Source organism: Rhodococcus sp. IEGM 1370, from assembly GCF_033142325.1.
Lineage (GTDB): Bacteria > Actinomycetota > Actinomycetes > Mycobacteriales > Mycobacteriaceae > Rhodococcoides.
Window position 1 is genome coordinate 122749 of sequence record NZ_JAWLRY010000005.1, and the last position, 17213, is coordinate 139961.

Annotated in this window: 14 protein-coding genes; 6 read left to right on the forward strand and 8 right to left on the reverse strand. The window is 67.0% G+C overall.

Features of this window, described 5'->3' with window-relative positions; translation table 11 throughout:
* Nucleotides 1–70 precede the first annotated feature (70 nt).
* Nucleotides 71–436 (forward strand): hypothetical protein, encoded by a 366-nt coding sequence (locus tag R4P47_RS10245; protein ID WP_300521895.1) that lies wholly within the window; start codon nucleotides 71–73, stop codon nucleotides 434–436.
* Here the strand turns inward: R4P47_RS10245 and R4P47_RS10250 are convergent.
* From R4P47_RS10250 to R4P47_RS10265, 4 genes are read right to left on the reverse strand one after another with little or no spacing between them, the layout of a single operon-like run.
* The gene (locus tag R4P47_RS10250; RefSeq protein ID WP_411567321.1) at nucleotides 411–1265 is read right to left on the reverse strand and encodes a heme ABC transporter ATP-binding protein; all 855 of its coding nucleotides are present in this window, start codon (nucleotides 1263–1265) and stop codon (nucleotides 411–413) included. The genes R4P47_RS10245 and R4P47_RS10250 overlap by 26 nt on opposite strands.
* Entirely contained in the window at nucleotides 1256–2323 is a 1068-nt protein-coding gene (locus tag R4P47_RS10255) for an iron ABC transporter permease (RefSeq protein WP_317784705.1), read from the reverse strand. The genes R4P47_RS10250 and R4P47_RS10255 overlap by 10 nt, the downstream gene beginning before the upstream one ends.
* Complete coding sequence (locus R4P47_RS10260) at nucleotides 2320–3327, reverse strand: hemin ABC transporter substrate-binding protein (RefSeq protein WP_317784706.1); 1008 nt, start codon at nucleotides 3325–3327, stop codon at nucleotides 2320–2322. Before R4P47_RS10260 ends, R4P47_RS10255 begins: the two co-directional genes overlap by 4 nt.
* A 35-nt stretch (nucleotides 3328–3362) precedes the next feature.
* On the reverse strand, nucleotides 3363–4295 hold the full coding sequence (locus tag R4P47_RS10265; RefSeq protein WP_094641830.1) for an aldo/keto reductase: 933 nt from the start codon (nucleotides 4293–4295) through the stop codon (nucleotides 3363–3365).
* 211 nt (nucleotides 4296–4506) lie between these two features.
* Here R4P47_RS10265 and R4P47_RS10270 point away from each other — a divergent pair, with 211 nt between their 5' ends.
* From R4P47_RS10270 to mshC, 5 genes are all read left to right on the forward strand, one after another.
* Nucleotides 4507–5337 (forward strand): undecaprenyl-diphosphate phosphatase, encoded by an 831-nt coding sequence (locus tag R4P47_RS10270; protein ID WP_094669321.1) that lies wholly within the window; start codon nucleotides 4507–4509, stop codon nucleotides 5335–5337.
* A 25-nt stretch (nucleotides 5338–5362) separates the two neighbouring features.
* Nucleotides 5363–6070, forward strand: a complete 708-nt coding sequence (locus R4P47_RS10275) for a histidine phosphatase family protein (RefSeq protein ID WP_149405798.1) — start codon at nucleotides 5363–5365, stop codon at nucleotides 6068–6070.
* Nucleotides 6071–6205: 135 nt separating this feature from the next.
* A complete protein-coding gene (locus R4P47_RS10280; RefSeq protein WP_068050796.1) occupies nucleotides 6206–6796 on the forward strand; it encodes a DUF3090 domain-containing protein in 591 nt (196 codons plus the stop codon).
* 35 nt (nucleotides 6797–6831) lie between these two features.
* A complete protein-coding gene (locus R4P47_RS10285) occupies nucleotides 6832–7605 on the forward strand; it encodes an SCO1664 family protein (RefSeq protein WP_269594231.1) in 774 nt (257 codons plus the stop codon).
* Between the two features lie 24 nt (nucleotides 7606–7629).
* Nucleotides 7630–8871 (forward strand): cysteine--1-D-myo-inosityl 2-amino-2-deoxy-alpha-D-glucopyranoside ligase, encoded by a 1242-nt coding sequence (gene mshC / locus R4P47_RS10290; protein ID WP_317784707.1) that lies wholly within the window; start codon nucleotides 7630–7632, stop codon nucleotides 8869–8871.
* On the opposite strand, the gene R4P47_RS10295 is transcribed toward mshC, so the two are convergent.
* The 4 genes from R4P47_RS10295 to R4P47_RS10310 are packed head-to-tail and all read right to left on the reverse strand — an operon-like array spanning nucleotide 8868 to nucleotide 17196.
* Nucleotides 8868–10100: a DUF2399 domain-containing protein gene (locus R4P47_RS10295; RefSeq protein ID WP_317784708.1), complete on the reverse strand. Its 1233-nt coding sequence runs from the start codon at nucleotides 10098–10100 to the stop codon at nucleotides 8868–8870. The genes mshC and R4P47_RS10295 overlap by 4 nt on opposite strands.
* Entirely contained in the window at nucleotides 10090–14274 is a 4185-nt protein-coding gene (locus R4P47_RS10300; protein ID WP_317784709.1) for a TIGR02680 family protein, read from the reverse strand. Before R4P47_RS10300 ends, R4P47_RS10295 begins: the two co-directional genes overlap by 11 nt.
* A gap of 4 nt (nucleotides 14275–14278) precedes the next feature.
* Nucleotides 14279–15712 (reverse strand): DUF2398 family protein, encoded by a 1434-nt coding sequence (locus R4P47_RS10305; RefSeq protein ID WP_317784710.1) that lies wholly within the window; start codon nucleotides 15710–15712, stop codon nucleotides 14279–14281.
* Nucleotides 15709–17196, reverse strand: coding sequence for a TIGR02677 family protein (locus R4P47_RS10310; protein ID WP_411567322.1), 1488 nt, complete (start codon nucleotides 17194–17196; stop codon nucleotides 15709–15711). Before R4P47_RS10310 ends, R4P47_RS10305 begins: the two co-directional genes overlap by 4 nt.
* Nucleotides 17197–17213: the final 17 nt, after the last annotated feature.

The following is a 17213-nucleotide window of genomic DNA, read 5'->3' on the forward strand; positions in this document are numbered from 1 at the left end:
CGCCGGATCGGTTGTCGTTCGGTCCCGCCCGAACAGGCGGTAGCGTGATCGGGCGAGGTGAGTACACGACATGGGAGTGGACGTGGGAACCGAGGAAACACACTTCGTCGTCGAGGAAGTGAACGCGGGAACGCACCCGAACGGCTTCGGACGCACCGACGACGGTCGGGCGTTCGCGTTTCGTGTGCATCGAAGCACCCTGTACGTGGAGATATACCGCAAAGATGTGCAATCTCCGGTACCGGATCGGTCCGAGGTCGAAGCGGTTGCCGAGCATTCGGTCACCGAGGTCGATCTGACGGACGAGCGCAGCATCGTCGGTGTGGTGCGTGACGCGGTCGCCCATGCGCAGCAGCTGTCCGATGCGTCACAGCGAGACACCACCGCAGTTCGAGCCTTCTTCAACCGGGTCAATTCCGTGCTGGAGGGTTTCTGACACGGTGCGGAACCACCAGTTGTTCGCCCGTCACGGGATGGTCGAACACGTCGACGGGATGTCGGTAGACCCGGGCCAGTCGCTCGGCGGTGAGCACCTCCCGCGGCGGACCGGTTGCGACCAGCTCACCCGAGTCCAGGATCGCGACGCGGTCGGCGTAGGCCGCCGCGAGGCCGAGATCGTGCAGCACGACGACTACGGCGCGGCCGGCGGCAGCGAGTGAGCGCACCACGGCCATGACCGACTCCTGATGTCCCAGGTCGAGTGCGGCAGTGGGCTCGTCCAGCATGATCGTCGCGGTGTCCTGGGCTATGACGCGCGCCAGCGCAACTCTGGCCTGCTCGCCACCGGAGAGCGACGCGAACGGTCGATGAGAGAAGTCCGCTACGTCGCATGCGGACATGGCTGCGGCGACGCGGTCGTCGTCGTTGCGCGCCGCCGACGTAGCGACCCAGGGGGCTCGACCCATTCGAACGATCTGTCCGGCCGTGAACGCGAACCCGACGCTGTGTTGTTGAGGAAGCACCGCTCGCCGCCTGGCCACGTCGACCGTGCGGAGGCGGTTCAGCGGTTTCTCGTCCAGTAGAACCGACCCGGCGCTGGGCTCGGTGTCTCCCGCCATGACCGACAGCAGCGTCGATTTGCCCGCGCCGTTGGGGCCCACCAGCGCCAGTATCTCGCCGGCGACCACCTCGAGGTGGACGTCGGACAACACCGTCGCGTTCCCGCGCCGTGCGGAGACTCCGCGGGCGACGAGGGTCTTCGAACCCGGTTTCGGGATGACCGGGATGTCGTTGCGTGCCGTTCCGATTCGCTTCGTCACGCCCAGCCGCCCTGGCGAGCACGGGTACGGCGGAGCAGCCAGAAGAAGAACGGGGCACCCGCCAGTGAGGTCACCATGCCGAGCGGCAGGTCGACGTTCGCGACGAGGGTGCGGGTGACGAGATCGGCAGCGAGCAGCACGACGGAGCCGGCGAGGGCGCTGGCCGGGATCAGGAGTCGATGGGCGGGACCGAGCACCATCCGCATGGCGTGCGGAACCACCAGCCCCACGAACAGAATGATTCCGGTGAAGGCGACGCCGGACGCGACGAGCAGGGCGACGACGACGATGGCGAACTGTCTGAGGCGTTCGACGTTCACTCCCAGATGGCGTGCGACGTTCTCTCCGAGCGCAAGCAGGTCGAGTCGGCGCGCGATCGCCAGGGATGCTCCGATTCCGAGCAGTGCGAGCGGGCCGACGACGGCCACCGACTGCCAGGTCGCGCCCGCGAGTGACCCCAGTTGCCAGAACACGATCTGATCGCGGGCTGCGGGACTGGCGACGAACGTGAAGAACGCGATGGCACCGCCGGCGAATGCATTGACTGCAACGCCGGTGAGGATGAGCGTCACCACCTCGGTGCGTCCTGCGTTGCGGGCCAGGAAATACACGGCGATCGTGGTGACGAGCCCGCCGACGAATGCTGCGAACGCCACACTCCAGACTCCGGCGAAGCTGCCGCCGAGCACGATGACCGAGCTGGCACCGACGGCAGCGCCCGAGGAGACCCCGACGACACCCGGCTCGGCCAACGGATTGGCGAACACCCCCTGGAGCAGCGCACCCGCGCACCCCAGACACGCGCCGACGACGATTGCCAGAGTCAGGCGCGGGAATCGGACCTGCCACAACGTCACCTCGCCGCTGGGGTGTGCGGGCATTGGGCCGATGTCGAGTCCCACCCGATGCGCGAGGCTGCCCAACACTTCCAGCGGTGTCGTCGGCACCTGCCCCACGACGGCCGAGATCAGGGCCAGACACACCAGTGCCGCGACCAGGGCTCCGAATGTTGCAAGGACCCGCCCTCGGCCCGTGCGCGTTTCGGCGAGTGCGCGGTCGGTCATGACGCCGGGTCGTACACGGCCTTCGACAGTGCGCCCAACACCTTTCCCGTGTTCGGGCCGAAACTCAGGATGGTGCCGTCGTCCATGTCCACCACCCGGCGCTCTCGGCCTGCCGGGGTCTGCGCGATTCCGGGGATCTGCTCGAGCCCCTCGATTCCGCCGATCGATTCCAGGCCCTTGGTCATCATCAGAATGACGTCGGGTGCCGCGGCGATCAACGCCTCGCTGGTGACCGGCACGAATTGTTCGGTCAGACCCGATTCGACACCGGCGTCCCTTGCACCGAGAGCCTCGATCAGTGCATCCGCTCCCGAGCCGGGTCCGGCGAGCATCTTGATCGCCGGACCGCGCATGTACAGGAACGCGATCTTCGGCGGTTCCGAGGACTCGGGTGCGGCGTTCTCCGCTGCCGAGATCTCGGTGTGCGTTCGTTCGGCGAGTGCGGCACCGGCGTCGGGCACACCCAGGGCAGCTGCGACGGCCTCGATCTGAGGGGCGACGCCGGCCAGAGTGCGCGTGGGATCGAAGTACACGAGCGGAATGCCCGCGGCTCGGATCTGATCCTGCACGGCACGTGGACCGATGCTGGTATCGGTCAGTACGACGGTCGGCGACAGCGCCAGAATTCCCTCGGCGCTCAGCGAATGGCCGGTCGGGGTGACGTCGGGCACGTTCTCGGCCGCGGGAAATGCAGCCGAGGTGTCACGACCGACGAGGTTGTCGCCGAGTCCGAGCGCGAAGACGGTCTCGGCCAGCGTGCCGTACTGGTCCGCAGCGACGATGCGGCTGTTGTCCGTCACCGTGACGGGGACGCCGTCGAATCCGGTCACGGTCACGGGTAGTACCTCCGCCGGATCGTCGACGACGGGTTCCGGATTCGGATCGTCGACGACGGCAGTGCGGGGGCCGATGGAGTCCGAGGATGCGGTGCCGGGGGTGTTCGCCGAGCAGGCGACCAGGACTCCGGCGACGAGGAGCACGGCGGCGAGACGGTTGACGGTCACCACGGAAGGTTAGCCTGTCCGATGTTGGTGCGTGATCAGGCGCTGACGTCGTCCAGGGCCGACGCGATCGCTGGCGGCAGCTCGAGTTCCTCGGCCATCAGTGCGCCCATCAACTGCGCGAGGTCCCGCGCTCCCACGATCGCACTGCTCACTCCCGGTCGGTCCCGCGCCCACGCGAGTGCGACCACCAGGGGAGAGGTGGCCAAACCGTCGGCAGCGGTGACGGCCGCGTCGACGACGCCCACGGCGGAATCGGTCAGGTACGCGTGCACGGCCTCGGCGTGCAGCTCGTCGGCCCCGCGGGAGTCCGCGGGTACTCCGCTGCGGTACTTGCCCGTCAGGACGCCGCCTGCCAGGGGTACCGCCGCGAGGATGCCGATGCCGTGGTGGTGCGCGGCGGGAACCAGTTCGTCCTCGATTCCGCGCGCGAGCAGTGAGTACTCGGCCTGAGTGGCCACGATGCGCCCGGTACCGGCTGCGCCCGCTGCCGTCGCCAGTTGCCAACCGAGGTATCCGCGGGCTCCGGTATAGCGAACCCGTCCGCTGGTCACGGCGTAGTCGAGCGTTGCGGCGACCTCGTCGACCGGAGTCATCGGGTCCCAGGTCGCGACCTGCCACAGGTCCAGGTAGTCGGTTCCCAGTTCGCGCAGCGTGGCGTCGAGTTGGCCGAGCAGTCCGCGCCGCGAGCAATCCACGTGATAGCGGCCGTAGCGTGAGCTGAGGCCCGCTGCGCTGCTGATCACCAATTCGTGCCGCGGGACGACGTCGTCGAGCAACTCGGCGAGTACTCGTTGTGCCCGTCCGTCGCCGTACGCCGGAGACGTGTCGACGAGCGTGCCGCCGGCCTCGGCGAACGCCGACAACTGTGCTGCGGCGTCGTCACCGTCGGTTCCGCTACCCCATCCGAGGGTGCCGAGGCCGAGTCTCGAGACTCGAAGTCCGCTGGTGCCGACCGATCTCTGCTTCATATGTGCCGAATGTCCTTTTACGTGTGATCGTCGGTGTCGAACTGCACTGCCGCCAGTGCACAGTAGTGCGCCGCGCCGCTCGGTGCGTACGTGCCGCGCCGGGTACGGTCGTGCCCGTGAATCGCGAATTCAGGGGGCAGGCCGGCGGCCGCGCATCGACAGTGGACAGTCCATCGACGCTCGTCTCGGAGGGTGGCCCCGCATGATCGACATGACGTGGCTGCAGGCGATCATCCTCGGCGCAGTGCAGGGCCTCACCGAATTCCTGCCGATCTCCTCGTCCGGGCACCTGCGCATCGTGTCCAGCGTGTTCTGGAACGAGGACGCGGGCGCGTCCTTCACCGCGGTGACCCAGCTCGGCACCGAAGCCGCTGTGCTGCTGTTCTTCTGGCGCGACATCGTCAGAATCGTCAAGGCCTGGTTCGTCGGACTGAAGCACAAGAACGAACGCGGACTCGACTACCGAATGGGGTGGTACGTGATCATCGCCACCATCCCCATCGGCGTTCTCGGCCTGCTGTTCAAGGATCAGATCCGAACCGGTGCCCGGAACCTCTACCTCATCGCGTTCATGTTGATCGCGTTCGCCGTCGTCATCGCGATCGCGGAGAAGGTCGGCCGCAAGGAACGTCCCATCGAGAAGCTGACCACCCGCGACGGCATCGTCATGGGTCTGGCGCAGTGCCTCGCGTTGATCCCCGGAGTGTCCCGTTCCGGGGCGACGACCAGCGCAGGCCTGTTTCTCGGACTCGAACGAGAAGCGGCTGTGCGTTTCTCGTTCCTGCTCGCCATCCCGGCGGTCACCGCCTCCGGTCTCTTCTCGCTGCCGGACGCCTTCGAGCCGGTCGGCACGGGGCTGGCCGCGTCGGGCCCGCAGCTGCTGGTCGCCACGATCGTCGCCTTCGGTCTCGGCTACGCCTCGATCGCCTGGTTGTTGAAGTTCGTCGCGAACCACTCGCTGTACTGGTTCGTCGGATACCGCATCGTGCTGGGTGTCGTCGTGCTCGGGCTGCTGGCCGGCGGGGTCGTGTCGGCAACGTAGGTTCACCCTCATTAGGCTCGATGCAATGACAGTCATCTTGCTTCGGCACGGCCGCTCGACTTCGAACACCGCAGGCACGCTCGCGGGTCGAAGCGCGGGAGTCGAGCTCGATGATCGGGGGCGTGAGCAGGCGCAGGCGGTGGCGGATCGTCTCGGCGAGCTTCCCGTGGCCGAGATCGTGCGCTCGCCGCTGCTGCGGTGCGAGCAGACAGTGGAGCCGTTGGCCGCCAAGCTCGGGCTCTCGCCGGTGGTCGAGGATCGGTTGGTCGAGGTCGATTACGGACAGTGGACCGGCCGGACGATCAAGGAGTTGCTGGCCGAACCGCTGTGGAAGGTGGTGCAGCAGCACCCGTCGGCTGCGGTGTTCCCGGAGGGCGAGGGCTTGGCGACGGTGCAGCAACGCGCGGTGCAAGCCGTGCGCGAACATGACGCCCGGTTGGCCGCGCAGCACGGCCGCGACGTGCTGTGGGTGGCGTGCTCGCACGGTGACGTCATCAAGTCGGTGCTCTCGGACGCCATGGGGGCCCACCTCGATTCCTTCCAGCGGATAGTCGCCGACCCGGCCTCGATCAGCGTCGTCCGCTACACCTCGACGCGGCCGTTCGTACTACGGACCAACGACACCGGGTCCGATCTGAGTGCGTTCGTGCCGAAGGCCGAGGAGCCCGCCACGCCGGAATCGGTCGATGCGGACTCTTCCGACGCGGTCGTCGGTGGTGGGGCAGGCAGCTAGAGCGCCCTTTCGGCGCTGACACCCCTATCGGTGGCAGGCTGGAGGGCAAGCAATACCGTCCACGGTCGATCCGTGGCCGATAATGAAAGTTCCGAGAATCACTTCGCGGAGCTGTTCGAGTCGTTAGGAGGTGCAATGCCGCGCGCCATACACGTTTTTCGCACCCCTGATCGTTTCGTTGCCGGGACCGTTGGGGAACCGGGCGACCGAACGTTCTTCCTCCAGGCGGTGCACGACGCCCGCGTGGTGTCCGTTGCGCTGGAGAAGCAGCAGGTCCAGGTACTCGCAGACAGGATGGGGCTGCTACTCGAAGAAGTGCACCGCCGGTTCGGAGCGGACGTTCCCGCCGAGGAGGCCGATTCGGTCGACACCAGTCCGTTGCTGACCCCGATCGACACCGAGTTCCGCGTCGGAACGATGGGACTCGGCTGGGATGCCGACGCCAACGCCGTCGTGGTGGAACTTCTCGCCGTCAGCGAAGTCGAGGTGGACGAATCGGTCGTTCTCGACGACACCGACGAGGGCCCGGATGCCGTCCGGGTGTTCCTCACTCCGGTGCAGGCCCGCGAGTTCGCGGTGCGGTCCGAGCGCGTCATCGCGGCCGGCCGTGCGCCGTGCCCGCTGTGCGGACAGCCTTTGGCCCCCGAGGGACACGTCTGCATCAGAACCAACGGCTACCGCCGCGGTGCGACGTTCGGACCGGTGACCGAGGTCGACGAGTCTTGACCGTCGAACTGCCGCCGTTCGAGGGCCGCGAAACCATGGAGACCGGCGACCTGACGATCGTCGGTCGAGTGGTGTCGGCCAGCAACGCCACGCTGGTGTGCGAGGCGGGCGAGGGCGACTCGGCCGTGCGGTGCGTGTACAAACCCGTTCGCGGGGAGGTTCCGCTGTGGGATTTTCCGGACGGCACTCTCGCGGGCCGCGAAGTGGCGTCCTACGAAATCTCCGAGGCCCTGGGTTGGGGAGTCATCCCGCCGACGGTTCTGCGCGACGGGCCGTTCGGTCCCGGCATGGTGCAGAAGTGGATCGACACGCCCGACGATCACGCCGAGGGACGCGTCGACCTCGTCGATATCTGCCGTCCCGATCTCGTACCGGCGGGATGGATTCCGGTACTGCAGGCGTACGACGGCGAGGGCGAGGAAATCGCGCTGATCCACGCCGACGATCCGCGACTGCAGCGGATGGCGGTCCTCGACGTGATCCTCAACAACGCCGATCGCAAGGGCGGGCACGCCCTCGAAGGTCTGGACGGCTACGTGTACGGAGTCGATCACGGTATCTGCCTGCACGCCGAGAACAAGCTGCGCACTGTGCTGTGGGGGTGGGCAGGCCAGGCGGTGGACGACGCGTTGATGACCGACGTCGTGCGGTTCGTCGAGACGTTCGACGCGGTCATCGCACCACGATTGGTCGACAAGATCACCCTGACCGAAACGGTCGCGGTTCTCGATCGGGCGCAGGCGCTGATCGCGCGGCCGGTCATGCCGGAGCCGCGCTCGAGCAGACCCATACCCTGGCCCGCCTTCTGATCGGGCTCGGATAGGCTCGGTTGCATGCATTCTTGGTCGAGCCCGGAGATCCCGACAATTCCAGGACAGGGTCCAGCGCTTCGATTGTTCGATACCGCAGACCGTCAGGTTCGACCCGTCACCCCGGGTTCGACGGCTCGGATGTACGTCTGTGGAATTACCCCGTACGACGCCACCCACCTCGGACACGCAGCGACGTATCTGACGTTCGACCTGATCAACCGACTGTGGCGAGACGCGGGCATGGACGTGCATTACGTCCAGAACGTCACCGATGTCGACGACCCACTGTTCGAGCGCGCCGACCGCGACGGTGAGGACTGGCGCGATCTGGGAGCGCGTGAGATCGAGCTCTTCCGTGCCGACATGGAAGCGCTGCGCGTGCTCCCTCCGCGCGACTACATCGGCGCCGTCGAGTCCGTCGACGAGGTCGTCGAACTGGTGGGCAAGCTCGTCGCGTCCGGTGCCGCGTACGTCGTCGACGATGCCGAGTACCCGGATGTGTACTTCCGTGCCGATGCCACCGAGCAGTTCGGTTACGAGTCCGGCTACGACCGCGCCACGATGGACACGTTCTTCGCCGAACGCGGCGGTGACCCCGATCGGGTCGGTAAGGGGGATCCGCTCGATGCGTTGCTCTGGCGCGCGGTGCGGCCGGGCGAGCCGTCGTGGCCGTCGCCGTGGGGTCCCGGCAGGCCCGGGTGGCACATCGAATGCGCGGCCATCGCCCTCAACCGCATCGGTACCGGCTTCGACATCCAGGGCGGCGGAAGCGATCTCATCTTCCCGCACCACGAATTCTCCGCGGCACACGCCGAGGCGGCCACCGGTGATTCCCGCTTCGCACGCCACTACGTGCACACGGGAATGATCGGCCTCGACGGCGAGAAGATGTCCAAGAGCCGGGGCAATCTGGTGTTCGTCTCCAAGCTCCGCGCCGAGAACGTCGATCCGGCCGCCGTACGACTCGGCCTGCTCGCCGGCCATTACCGGCAGGATCGACCGTGGTCCGACGAGGTCCTCGAACGGGCCCACACGCGGCTCGCACTGTGGCGTCGGGCAGCGGCGCTCGAGAGCGCAGCATCGGCGGACGACGTGATCAACCGGCTCCGACAGCACCTGGCCGACGATCTGGATACGCCGAAGGCACTCGACGCTCTCGACGCGTGGGCGAGCTTCGCAGTCGAACGCGGTGGATCCGATGCCGGCGCACCCGGTGCCTTCGCCGACGCCGTCGACGCGTTGCTCGGAGTTCCGCTGCGTTAGAGCGACGGCCGCAGATCCGTCAACAGATCCGGGATCAGTCGTTCTTCCATGACTGCCCGGCCCGAGTCACGCAGGGCTGCAGCCAGTTCCGGGTCCCACGAACTGTCCGTCGGATGGCCCTTCAGCGGTTCGGAATTTCGTGCGTCGAGCGCATGTCGATAGGAGTCGACGTCCATACGCCACGGCGCCGCGTCGTACCGGGAGAGTGCTCGTTTCACCATGTGCAGTCCGGCCCAGTCGAAGTCGGCACGCCAGCGAATCGTGGTGCCGGGTGCGCGGGAGGCCAGCAGTCGGTGTACCGCTGCGGAGGGTTGGCCGTCCGTGCAGATCAGGCTCGCGCAGTTCGACCCGAGAGTGCGGGCTGCCGCGGCGAGAACCGCCACGTTCTCGCAGACGAACACCGTGGCCGAACTGTTGGTGAGCGTCCCGCGCATGAGCATGTCCACGGTGACGGGGAAGGGGATGCCCTCGTCGGCAGCCTGGTTCAGCCACCCCGCCACGGTATGGGTCTCGTCGACGCGGTAGCCGAGCACCAGCACCCGGCTGGACACCGCGTCGACCGACACACCCGCGGTCTCCCACAACGCCCTGATACCGACCGGATCGACGGGCCGAGGGACGTTCTCGCGCAACGACAATGCATCCAGAACAAGTTTCGGGGCACCGCCGGCCGAGAGTGCCTTGATGTCCCCGCAGGCAAGTTCGGCCAGCTCGGTGAGCGACATCCCGTCCACCGGCAGCTTTGCGAGGACCTTCGTGGCCACCTCGAGCGCGTCGACGGCGACCCGGCCGCCGAGGGTGCCGTCCTGGTTGAGCAACGATGCGATCCAGTGCTCGATCCATTCTCGGTCGGTGCCGCCGCCGAGAACCTCCCTGGCCCGATCGAGTGCATCGGCGCGCACCTGAGCCTTGTCGGCGGCGATCCGCTTCTTGTCCTGCAACGGGGCCTGCGACGTGAGGGTGTCGATCAGTCCGAGGCCACCGTTGAGCGGATGGCTCAGCCACGCGTCGAACCGCTCGAGGTCGAGTCTGGTGCTGCGCGCCCGAGAATGCAGACTGGAGTTGGACCGAGAGATCGCGCTGCACAGACGCCACAGCTCCGGAGCATCGCTCAGATCGACGGTGATGTTGCCGCCGACCCGAAGCCAGTTGGACTCCAACTTCTTTCGTGCCGCATCGAGCAGCGCACCCAATTCCACGCTGCCGCGCCATTCGCTGTTACCGCTCAAACTCCAGCCCACCTTCGGTTCGGGTCGGCACCCGGCGCGTCAGCGGTGACCCGAGTGCCGCGGCGAGGTCCGTACCGTCGTGCTCGGCGAACAGTTCGCCGTTCTCCCACACCAGAAGTGCTGCGCTGACGGTGTTCTCGGCTGTCGAATGCGCCAGGTCGTAGTGCGCGCAGCCGGGGACGTCCCCGTAGGTGATCCACAGGTCGTATCCGGTCATGAACAGGTCGAGATCGAATTGCACACTCAAGCCGAGCAATTCGCTGCGGCCGTTGTCGTCGACACCGGCGAACGCCTCGTCCAGCGCCAGCAGCCGAGGTGAATGTGGATCGGCGGAGGACAGCATCACGTGCGCGGCGGCGAACAATGGCAGGTGCAGCGACACCGACTGCTCACCGCCCGAGAGCGCACTGTGGCGTGCGACGGTGAGACGATCCTCGTTGCCGTCACCGCTGATGAGCGTGAAGGCGAACACGCGCCAGCGGCGATAGTCCAGCGTCGTGGACAGGATCTCGGGGTAGGACCGTTCCGGATGCGCCGCGCGAGCGATTCTGATCTCCGATGCGAAGTGGGCGCGCATTGCGGCCAGATCGTCCTGGTTCAACGCCGAGGCGTCGCGGTCGAGCAGTTTGGACACCGCCCGGGCCCCGTCGTCGAGGTTGTCCGCGAGCACCCAGTGCACACCGATCGTGTTGCCCGACGACATGCGGCGCTGCTTCATCTCCGCAGACATCTGGGCGATCAGCTCGCGTGCGTCGACGGTGCGCTCGTGAATCTGCTGCGCCAGGCCGGTCAGCAGTGCATCTTCGAGTATTCGGCGCTCCTGCTCGGTCAGCAGCAACTCCTGATCGGCCCTCGCCGCACCGATGCGGTCGGCGAAATCTCCGACCGACGAATAGCCCTGCTCGTCCTGAACTCGTACGACGGTCAAACCGTCCGGCGCATCCCACTGCAAACGGTAGTCCTGACCCGATGCGGCGAGTTGCGAGTCGAACTCCTGCAGCGCACTCGTCAGCGCCGTCCGGGTCGACTTCCGGCTCGAGTCACTGACTTTCACCGACGCCGTCGCTGCGTCGAGTGCCGAATGCAGTGCGTGCACGACCGGCGGTAGTACCGGAACCTCGTCGTCGGGACCGTCGGCCTGCTGAACTCGATACAGAATCTGCTCCACGGTCAACCAGGCAGAATCGCTGGCCGGCCAGGCGTACGCCTCGTGGACACCGAGGATGCCGAGCAGGTCCTTGCGAGCGTAGGGCGCCAGCCGCACGGCGTCACCCAGGGTTTCGGTGACGGCACCGCGCAGGCTTTCCAGCGCGGTGTTGCAGGCACCCTCGGCCTTGCCGATCGCTTCGCCGGCTTCCTTGTCCGCTTTGCGCGCGGCCCGCTGCTCGGCGCGGCATTTCTCGATGCGTTCGCGTGCGTTCTCGAGATCGGTGTCGATCTGTTCGGCGGTGGCACCGAGCTTCTCGCTCAGGAGCTCGAGGCGTTGCACCTGCTGTCGGTAGTTCTCTTCGGCTAGCGCCGCTTCCTCGGCGAGCTCCTCGGCCAGGCCGGTCGCCTCTTCGAGCCGGTTGGTTGCTTCGCGGGCGCGTTCTGCTTCGCGCGTGTGATCGCCACGCTTGCGGATGACCACCGAGCCCTGATGCTCGAAATGCCGAATCGCAGCGGCGAGGGCATCGATGTCGCGACCGATGTGGGGGGTGCGGTGAGCCACGGCGACGGTGCGCAGCTGCTTCTCCTTCGCCGACAGGTCTGCGATCGCTTGGTCGAACTCACGGTCCGCCGCGGCAGCACCCTCCGTGGAGGTGCGTAGCGCTCCAGCGGCAGCGGTGACGGCGCGTTGCGCTCTCACGATGGCCGAGACCCGGGGGAGCTGCTTGGCGGCCGCACCCAGTGCCTGCACCGATTCGCGCGCAGATCGTTCGTCGGCCGTGGCGGTCTCCAGCGCGGCCGTTGCGGTATCGATCGCGGCACCGAGCTCGGCGATGCGTTGCTCACGCCGACGAGCCCGCGCCGTCGCACCGATGTACTCGGCATCGGCCTTGGTGTGGCGACCCTGCTGCACACCCTGCCAGTACCGGCCGTCGACGCCCACCGCGACGGAACTGCCCGAGACTGCGCCCTGGTCCTGTTGCAGTGCAACCGAATTCAGCACGTCGAGTATGCGCGATTCCGATACGGCAGTGCCGGGCTCGGGTTCGAGGACGGACGCCAACGTGGTTCCGGTCGGCCGCGAGGCCTCGGGCAGCGGCGACAGATACTGCTCCGAGTTCGAGTCGACGGGGAAATCCGCGATCGGGTGGATCCAGCCGTCGAACAGATTCGCCGCCTGCAGCGCGGATTCGATTCCGGCGGCGTCGGCAGGGGAGACCGAATCCGCGAACCGAACCAGCTGCCACAGTGGCGCTCCCGACAGATCCGCACGCGAGTCGGTCCGCGCGGCGAACGGCGGCGGCGCGTCATCGTGTTCGGCCCGCACCAGGGACAGTTCGTCGCGTAGCGCGTTCAGCTCGGCCGTGCGGGTCGATACGTCCACGCGGGCCTGTGCCTGCCGGGCACGAAGCGCGTCGATACCGTCCGCGGTCTGTTCGGCCAGCACCGATTCCAGGCTCGGGGTGTCGTCGTCGCCGACGTGTGCCAACGCCGCGTCGAGGGCCTCGAACGCGGCGGAGGTGATGCCCGCAGCGGAGTAGAGCGCCGAATTGTTCGACCACCAGGCTCGTAGTCCCGAAGCGAACTGCGCCTTCTCCAGGTCCACGGCCGCTTCGGCCTCGGTGACCGCGGCCGACGCGGCCTCGAGCATCTCTCTGGCCTTCGACGCGGACTTCTCCGCACGAGTGCGTTCCGTCGACGCTTTCTCGACGGTTCCCAGCGCCTCGCGAACCGCCCGCACGTCGCCGTCGCGTTCCTCGGCGTGGCCACGCAGCGCGGTGCCGATCTGGTCGCTGCGGACTGTTCCGGGCAGTGGTGTCCAGACGATGCCCGCGTCCTCGGCTGCAGTTTGCAGTTCCTCCTCGGCGCGGGTGACCCCGGCAACGGAATCCCGGAGTGCGGAATCGGCCCGAGCCGCTTCGGTGGTGCGCTGTTCCAGTTCTACTCGAGCCTTGCGGGCGCGGTCGGCCTGCTGGGCGGTCGAGATCTCCAGCTTCGCAGCGGATTCGACAAGGTCGTCGAGTTGCTGCTTGCCCTCGTAGGCGCTCGAGCGCTGTAGGGTCTCGCGGTCTGCGACGGCCTGATCCAGTGCGCGTTCGGCCTCGTCGAATCGAGTTTCCGCTGCGGCACGTTCGAGCAGACGGCGGTCCTTCAGAGCGGCAGCGGCGAAGTGTGCGGTGGTCGCATGCGTGACCGCCTCGAGCCGGCGCGAGACCTGCTCGACATCCGAACGGGTCTGCACCCGAAGGTATTTGGAGTACACCGAGACGAAGTTCTTGGCGGCGTGATCGGCCTGCGCCAGTCCTTCGAGCGCCCGGCCAACCTCTTCCATGTCGCTGAAGGAGCGCGCTGCTTCGAGCACCAGCTGCTCGTCCAACGGACGCAGGCCGTCGGTCAACGCCTGCGAGAGCCCCTTCGGATCGAGGTTCTTGGCCAACTGCGGACGGCGAAGTGTCAGAATGAGATTGATCAACTGGTCGTAGCGCTGCGCCCCGAGCCCGAACATGCGTGCGTCGATCGCGGCGCGATAGTCCACCGGGCGATCGGTCAATGCGTCGGTGCCCAGCTGTTCACCGAGTTGCTTCTTCGTCAACGGACGGTCGTCGGAACCCAACAGCGAGAAGTCGACGCCCACTCGGCCGTCGGCCACGAAGTACCAGCGGGTCACCTTGTCGTTGTGGCGGCTCGCCCGCATACCGATTCCGACCGTCACCGATTCGGGATCCTCGCGTGACCCGCGGCCGAACTCCATCCACACATACGAGTGTGCGCTTTCCTGCCCGCGGTAGAGAAGATTGGACTTCATCGTCCGCTCTTCTCCGGCGAACGGATTGAGCCGGCGCGGTTCGATACGACCGTCGAGGACGAACGGGAACAGCACTTCGAGAGCCTTGGTCTTGCCGGAACCGTTGGGCCCACGCAACACCAGACGACCGTCGGCGAAGGAGAACTCCTGATCACGGTAGTCCCACAGGTTGACGATCCCTGCTCGCGTCGGCCGGAAACGTGACGAGTGTGCGGTCATCTACTCAAGCCTCTACTTCGGACGGATCGGTGCTGCTTGACTGGTCGGTACTGGGGGACTGTTCGGTACCGAACAGCGAATCCTGCGGGGTCCGATCGCGCACGCTGACCATCACGTCGCGGTAGCGCGCGATCACCGGCAGCACCAGCACGCCGCCGGACACGCTGTGTATCAATCGAAGTCGATGCAGCATCGCGATCGCTCGGAGCCGCAGGCCGTCGCGATCGGTCTGCCACTGCGCGGCGAACGTACGACCGAACCGTTCGACGAGATCGTCGACCACCGAGACCAACCAACTGTCCTCGATCAGCGGATACTGCTTCTTGCCCACCGCATCGTCTAATGTCCCTGCATCGGAACCGAACCCGAATTCTGCGAGATCACCGAAGACTCCACCGTCGGGAATTGCACCGTCCAACTGCTCGATCAGGGCGTCACCGTCGGGAAGGGGGTAGGTCGCCAGCGCGGGTGCATCCGGATCGATCACCCGGTCCGAGATCTCGCCCGCGATCAGCAATGCGACCTGGGCAATGGTTCCGGTGCTGGGGAATCGGTAGTCCGAGAGTCGTCCCGAGGTGTCGATGAGGGCCACTCCCTCGGCGCGACGCTCGGCGACGAGGCCGGTCAGCAACTCGACGTCGGCAACGGTGCGCGACGCGGCGAGGGCCGTGCGGCCGTCCGGGTCGACATCGTCGAAATAGACCACCGGTTGCTCCACCAACGCACGGCGTACCGCACGCAGCGTTTCCTTCGGATCTGCCTCACGCCCGGAATCGGTCTGTCCCGCATCGGATTCCTCGGGGTCGATCGCGGCGTCCGAGCCGGCCAGCAAACCGCGAATCGATCGCAGATGCTGCACGGCGCGGGGCGGCCTGAACATGGCAACGACGACGGGACGGTCGATGTCGTAGAGCGCCTCGCCCGCGGACGGGTTGTTCGCCCAGCCGCTCGCGTCACCGTCGGCCAACGCGATGGCCCCGCGTGTCGCGAGCCACCCGATCGCGTCGACGAACGCGTCTCGGTCGCTTGCCCGGTCGGTTGTCAGCTCGACACCGTCGACCTGACTCGCCTCTGCTGCAACATGATCGGCGAGTTCGGACAGGGTGATCTGGTTGCCCGCCCGGCCGAGTGCCGCCAGCGCCAACGCCAGGTACGCGTACCTGCGGCGGTCGAAGATTCGGTCGGTGGGCGTTCGCGCGGGTTGACTGTCGTCGAGTGCGTCGATCACCGGGAACAGGCGAGCCGTGGTCTCGGTGACCTCGAGGCGATACCCGAACAGCTCGAGCAGATCCTCGCGCAACTCGGTGGCCCATCTGCGCAGCAGTGGCAGCGCGATCCGATCGGGGTACGTCGTGGTCACCAGGTGATTCGACAGCGCAACCCGGGCGGCCCGCTGGTAGGAATCCAGTGCGAGGGTGGAGATCTCGCGAGCTCTCATCGGCGTGCCACCTCGCTGACCTCGAGCGCGAGGCGGTCCAGATGCAGCCGGCCTCTGCTGGTCCGCACGATCGTCGAACGGTCGCTGTCGCTGAGCGTCAGGCGTACGCCGCTGTCCGATCCGGACGAGTCGGTGGTGCGTCCGCTCACGCGTACCCGGGCGGTCAACGCAGCATTCAACAGACTCAACAGCACCTCGGTTTCCTGCTCGTCGAGAATCCGGTCGTGGATTCCGGCGGAGGCAAGCGACTGCGCTGCGGCACTGCGTGATCGCTGCGACTCGAGTTGCTGCTCGCGAAGCCGTCTGATGCCGCCGTCGTTGCGCTGTACCCGTCCCGGAACACCGGGGGTCGGGGTGCGTCCGGTCTCGGCCAGGGTGCGCGAGATCTCGACCGGAGGTGCCTCCCACCACGATCGGGATGTCGGGATGATGTCTGCGTCGGGATGCACCATCGACAGATGCCGCGGTCTGCCGAGGCCGAACACGGCATGGAACAGAGCGTGCGCGCTGTCTTCGGTCGGTGCGGCAGCGAACCAACCGGCCAGGTGGCGCAATTGGCTCTCGCGACTGACGCCGCCCTTGCGGGTCTCGGTGACCCGGCGCAGCAGCGACAGCACGGCGGCGATCGCGCTCATCGTGCCCTCGCGGAGTCGCTCGGACTCGCTGAGTTCGGACTCGGCCGAGACGAACCAGTGCGAGAGGCCGGCCCAGCGATCGGTCCAGTCGGCGCGGCGTTCGGCGACGGTGAGAAAGACTCGTTCGTCGCTGATCGCGGCTCGCTCGACGAGTTCCTCGATTCCGGTGCTCTCGACGAGTGCTATCGCCTCGGCGAGCTTCGGTGCGTAGCGGGTCAGATCGGAGCTGAATTCACGCATGTGCGTCAGCAGGGCGTCCTTGTGGACCAGGAACGACTCCGGCGTGATCTCGGTGGTGCGCACGAGGTCACCGAGCACCAGGTAGAAGTGGGCGGCGCGGGTCGCCATCTCCGACAACGTCGAATCGAGTCGACTGAGCTTGCGGTAGATGCGATCGCCGTCGGCCTGACGGTTCGCCTCGGCCAACTCGTGCATGTCGGCCAGTAGCTCGGGCAGCACCAGCCGCGACAGCGCGGCGTCGTCCAGGCGGGCCCCGAGCACGTCCTCGACCGCTCGGTAGGCCTTGTAGCCGGCTTGGCCGAACTGGTAGACGAAGTGACGGTTGCGGTACTCGGCGAGGGTGGCGGCGCGGGTGCCGTCGTAGCTGCGTTCGAGCAGGCCCCAGGCGTGGAGCTGATCGAGCAGAGGCGCGATGTCGAGGGTGCTCAGTGCTTCGTGGCGCCCGGAGCTGCGTGCGATGAGGTCGGCGACGTCTCCGGAGTGCAGCAGGACGACGTAGTTGGCTCGTGCAGTGTCGAATGCCCGGAGAACAGCCAGGTACTCGGAGCGCTTCTCGGCAACGGCGAACGAGAAGAGACCGAGGCGATCTTCCTCCACGAACGCATTCACGACACCCTGCCGTGCGT

Coding starts and splice junctions, on each gene's coding strand:
- R4P47_RS10265 (WP_094641830.1), bottom strand. CDS start 4,295: ATGAAGCAGAGATCGGTCGGCACCAGCGGACTTCGAGTCTCGAGACTC.
- R4P47_RS10305 (WP_317784710.1), bottom strand. CDS start 15,712: ATGAGAGCTCGCGAGATCTCCACCCTCGCACTGGATTCCTACCAGCGG.
- R4P47_RS10245 (WP_300521895.1), top strand. CDS start 71: ATGGGAGTGGACGTGGGAACCGAGGAAACACACTTCGTCGTCGAGGAA.
- R4P47_RS10285 (WP_269594231.1), top strand. CDS start 6,832: ATGGAGACCGGCGACCTGACGATCGTCGGTCGAGTGGTGTCGGCCAGC.
- R4P47_RS10280 (WP_068050796.1), top strand. CDS start 6,206: ATGCCGCGCGCCATACACGTTTTTCGCACCCCTGATCGTTTCGTTGCC.
- R4P47_RS10255 (WP_317784705.1), bottom strand. CDS start 2,323: ATGACCGACCGCGCACTCGCCGAAACGCGCACGGGCCGAGGGCGGGTC.
- R4P47_RS10275 (WP_149405798.1), top strand. CDS start 5,363: ATGACAGTCATCTTGCTTCGGCACGGCCGCTCGACTTCGAACACCGCA.
- mshC (WP_317784707.1), top strand. CDS start 7,630: ATGCATTCTTGGTCGAGCCCGGAGATCCCGACAATTCCAGGACAGGGT.
- R4P47_RS10270 (WP_094669321.1), top strand. CDS start 4,507: ATGACGTGGCTGCAGGCGATCATCCTCGGCGCAGTGCAGGGCCTCACC.
- R4P47_RS10300 (WP_317784709.1), bottom strand. CDS start 14,274: ATGACCGCACACTCGTCACGTTTCCGGCCGACGCGAGCAGGGATCGTC.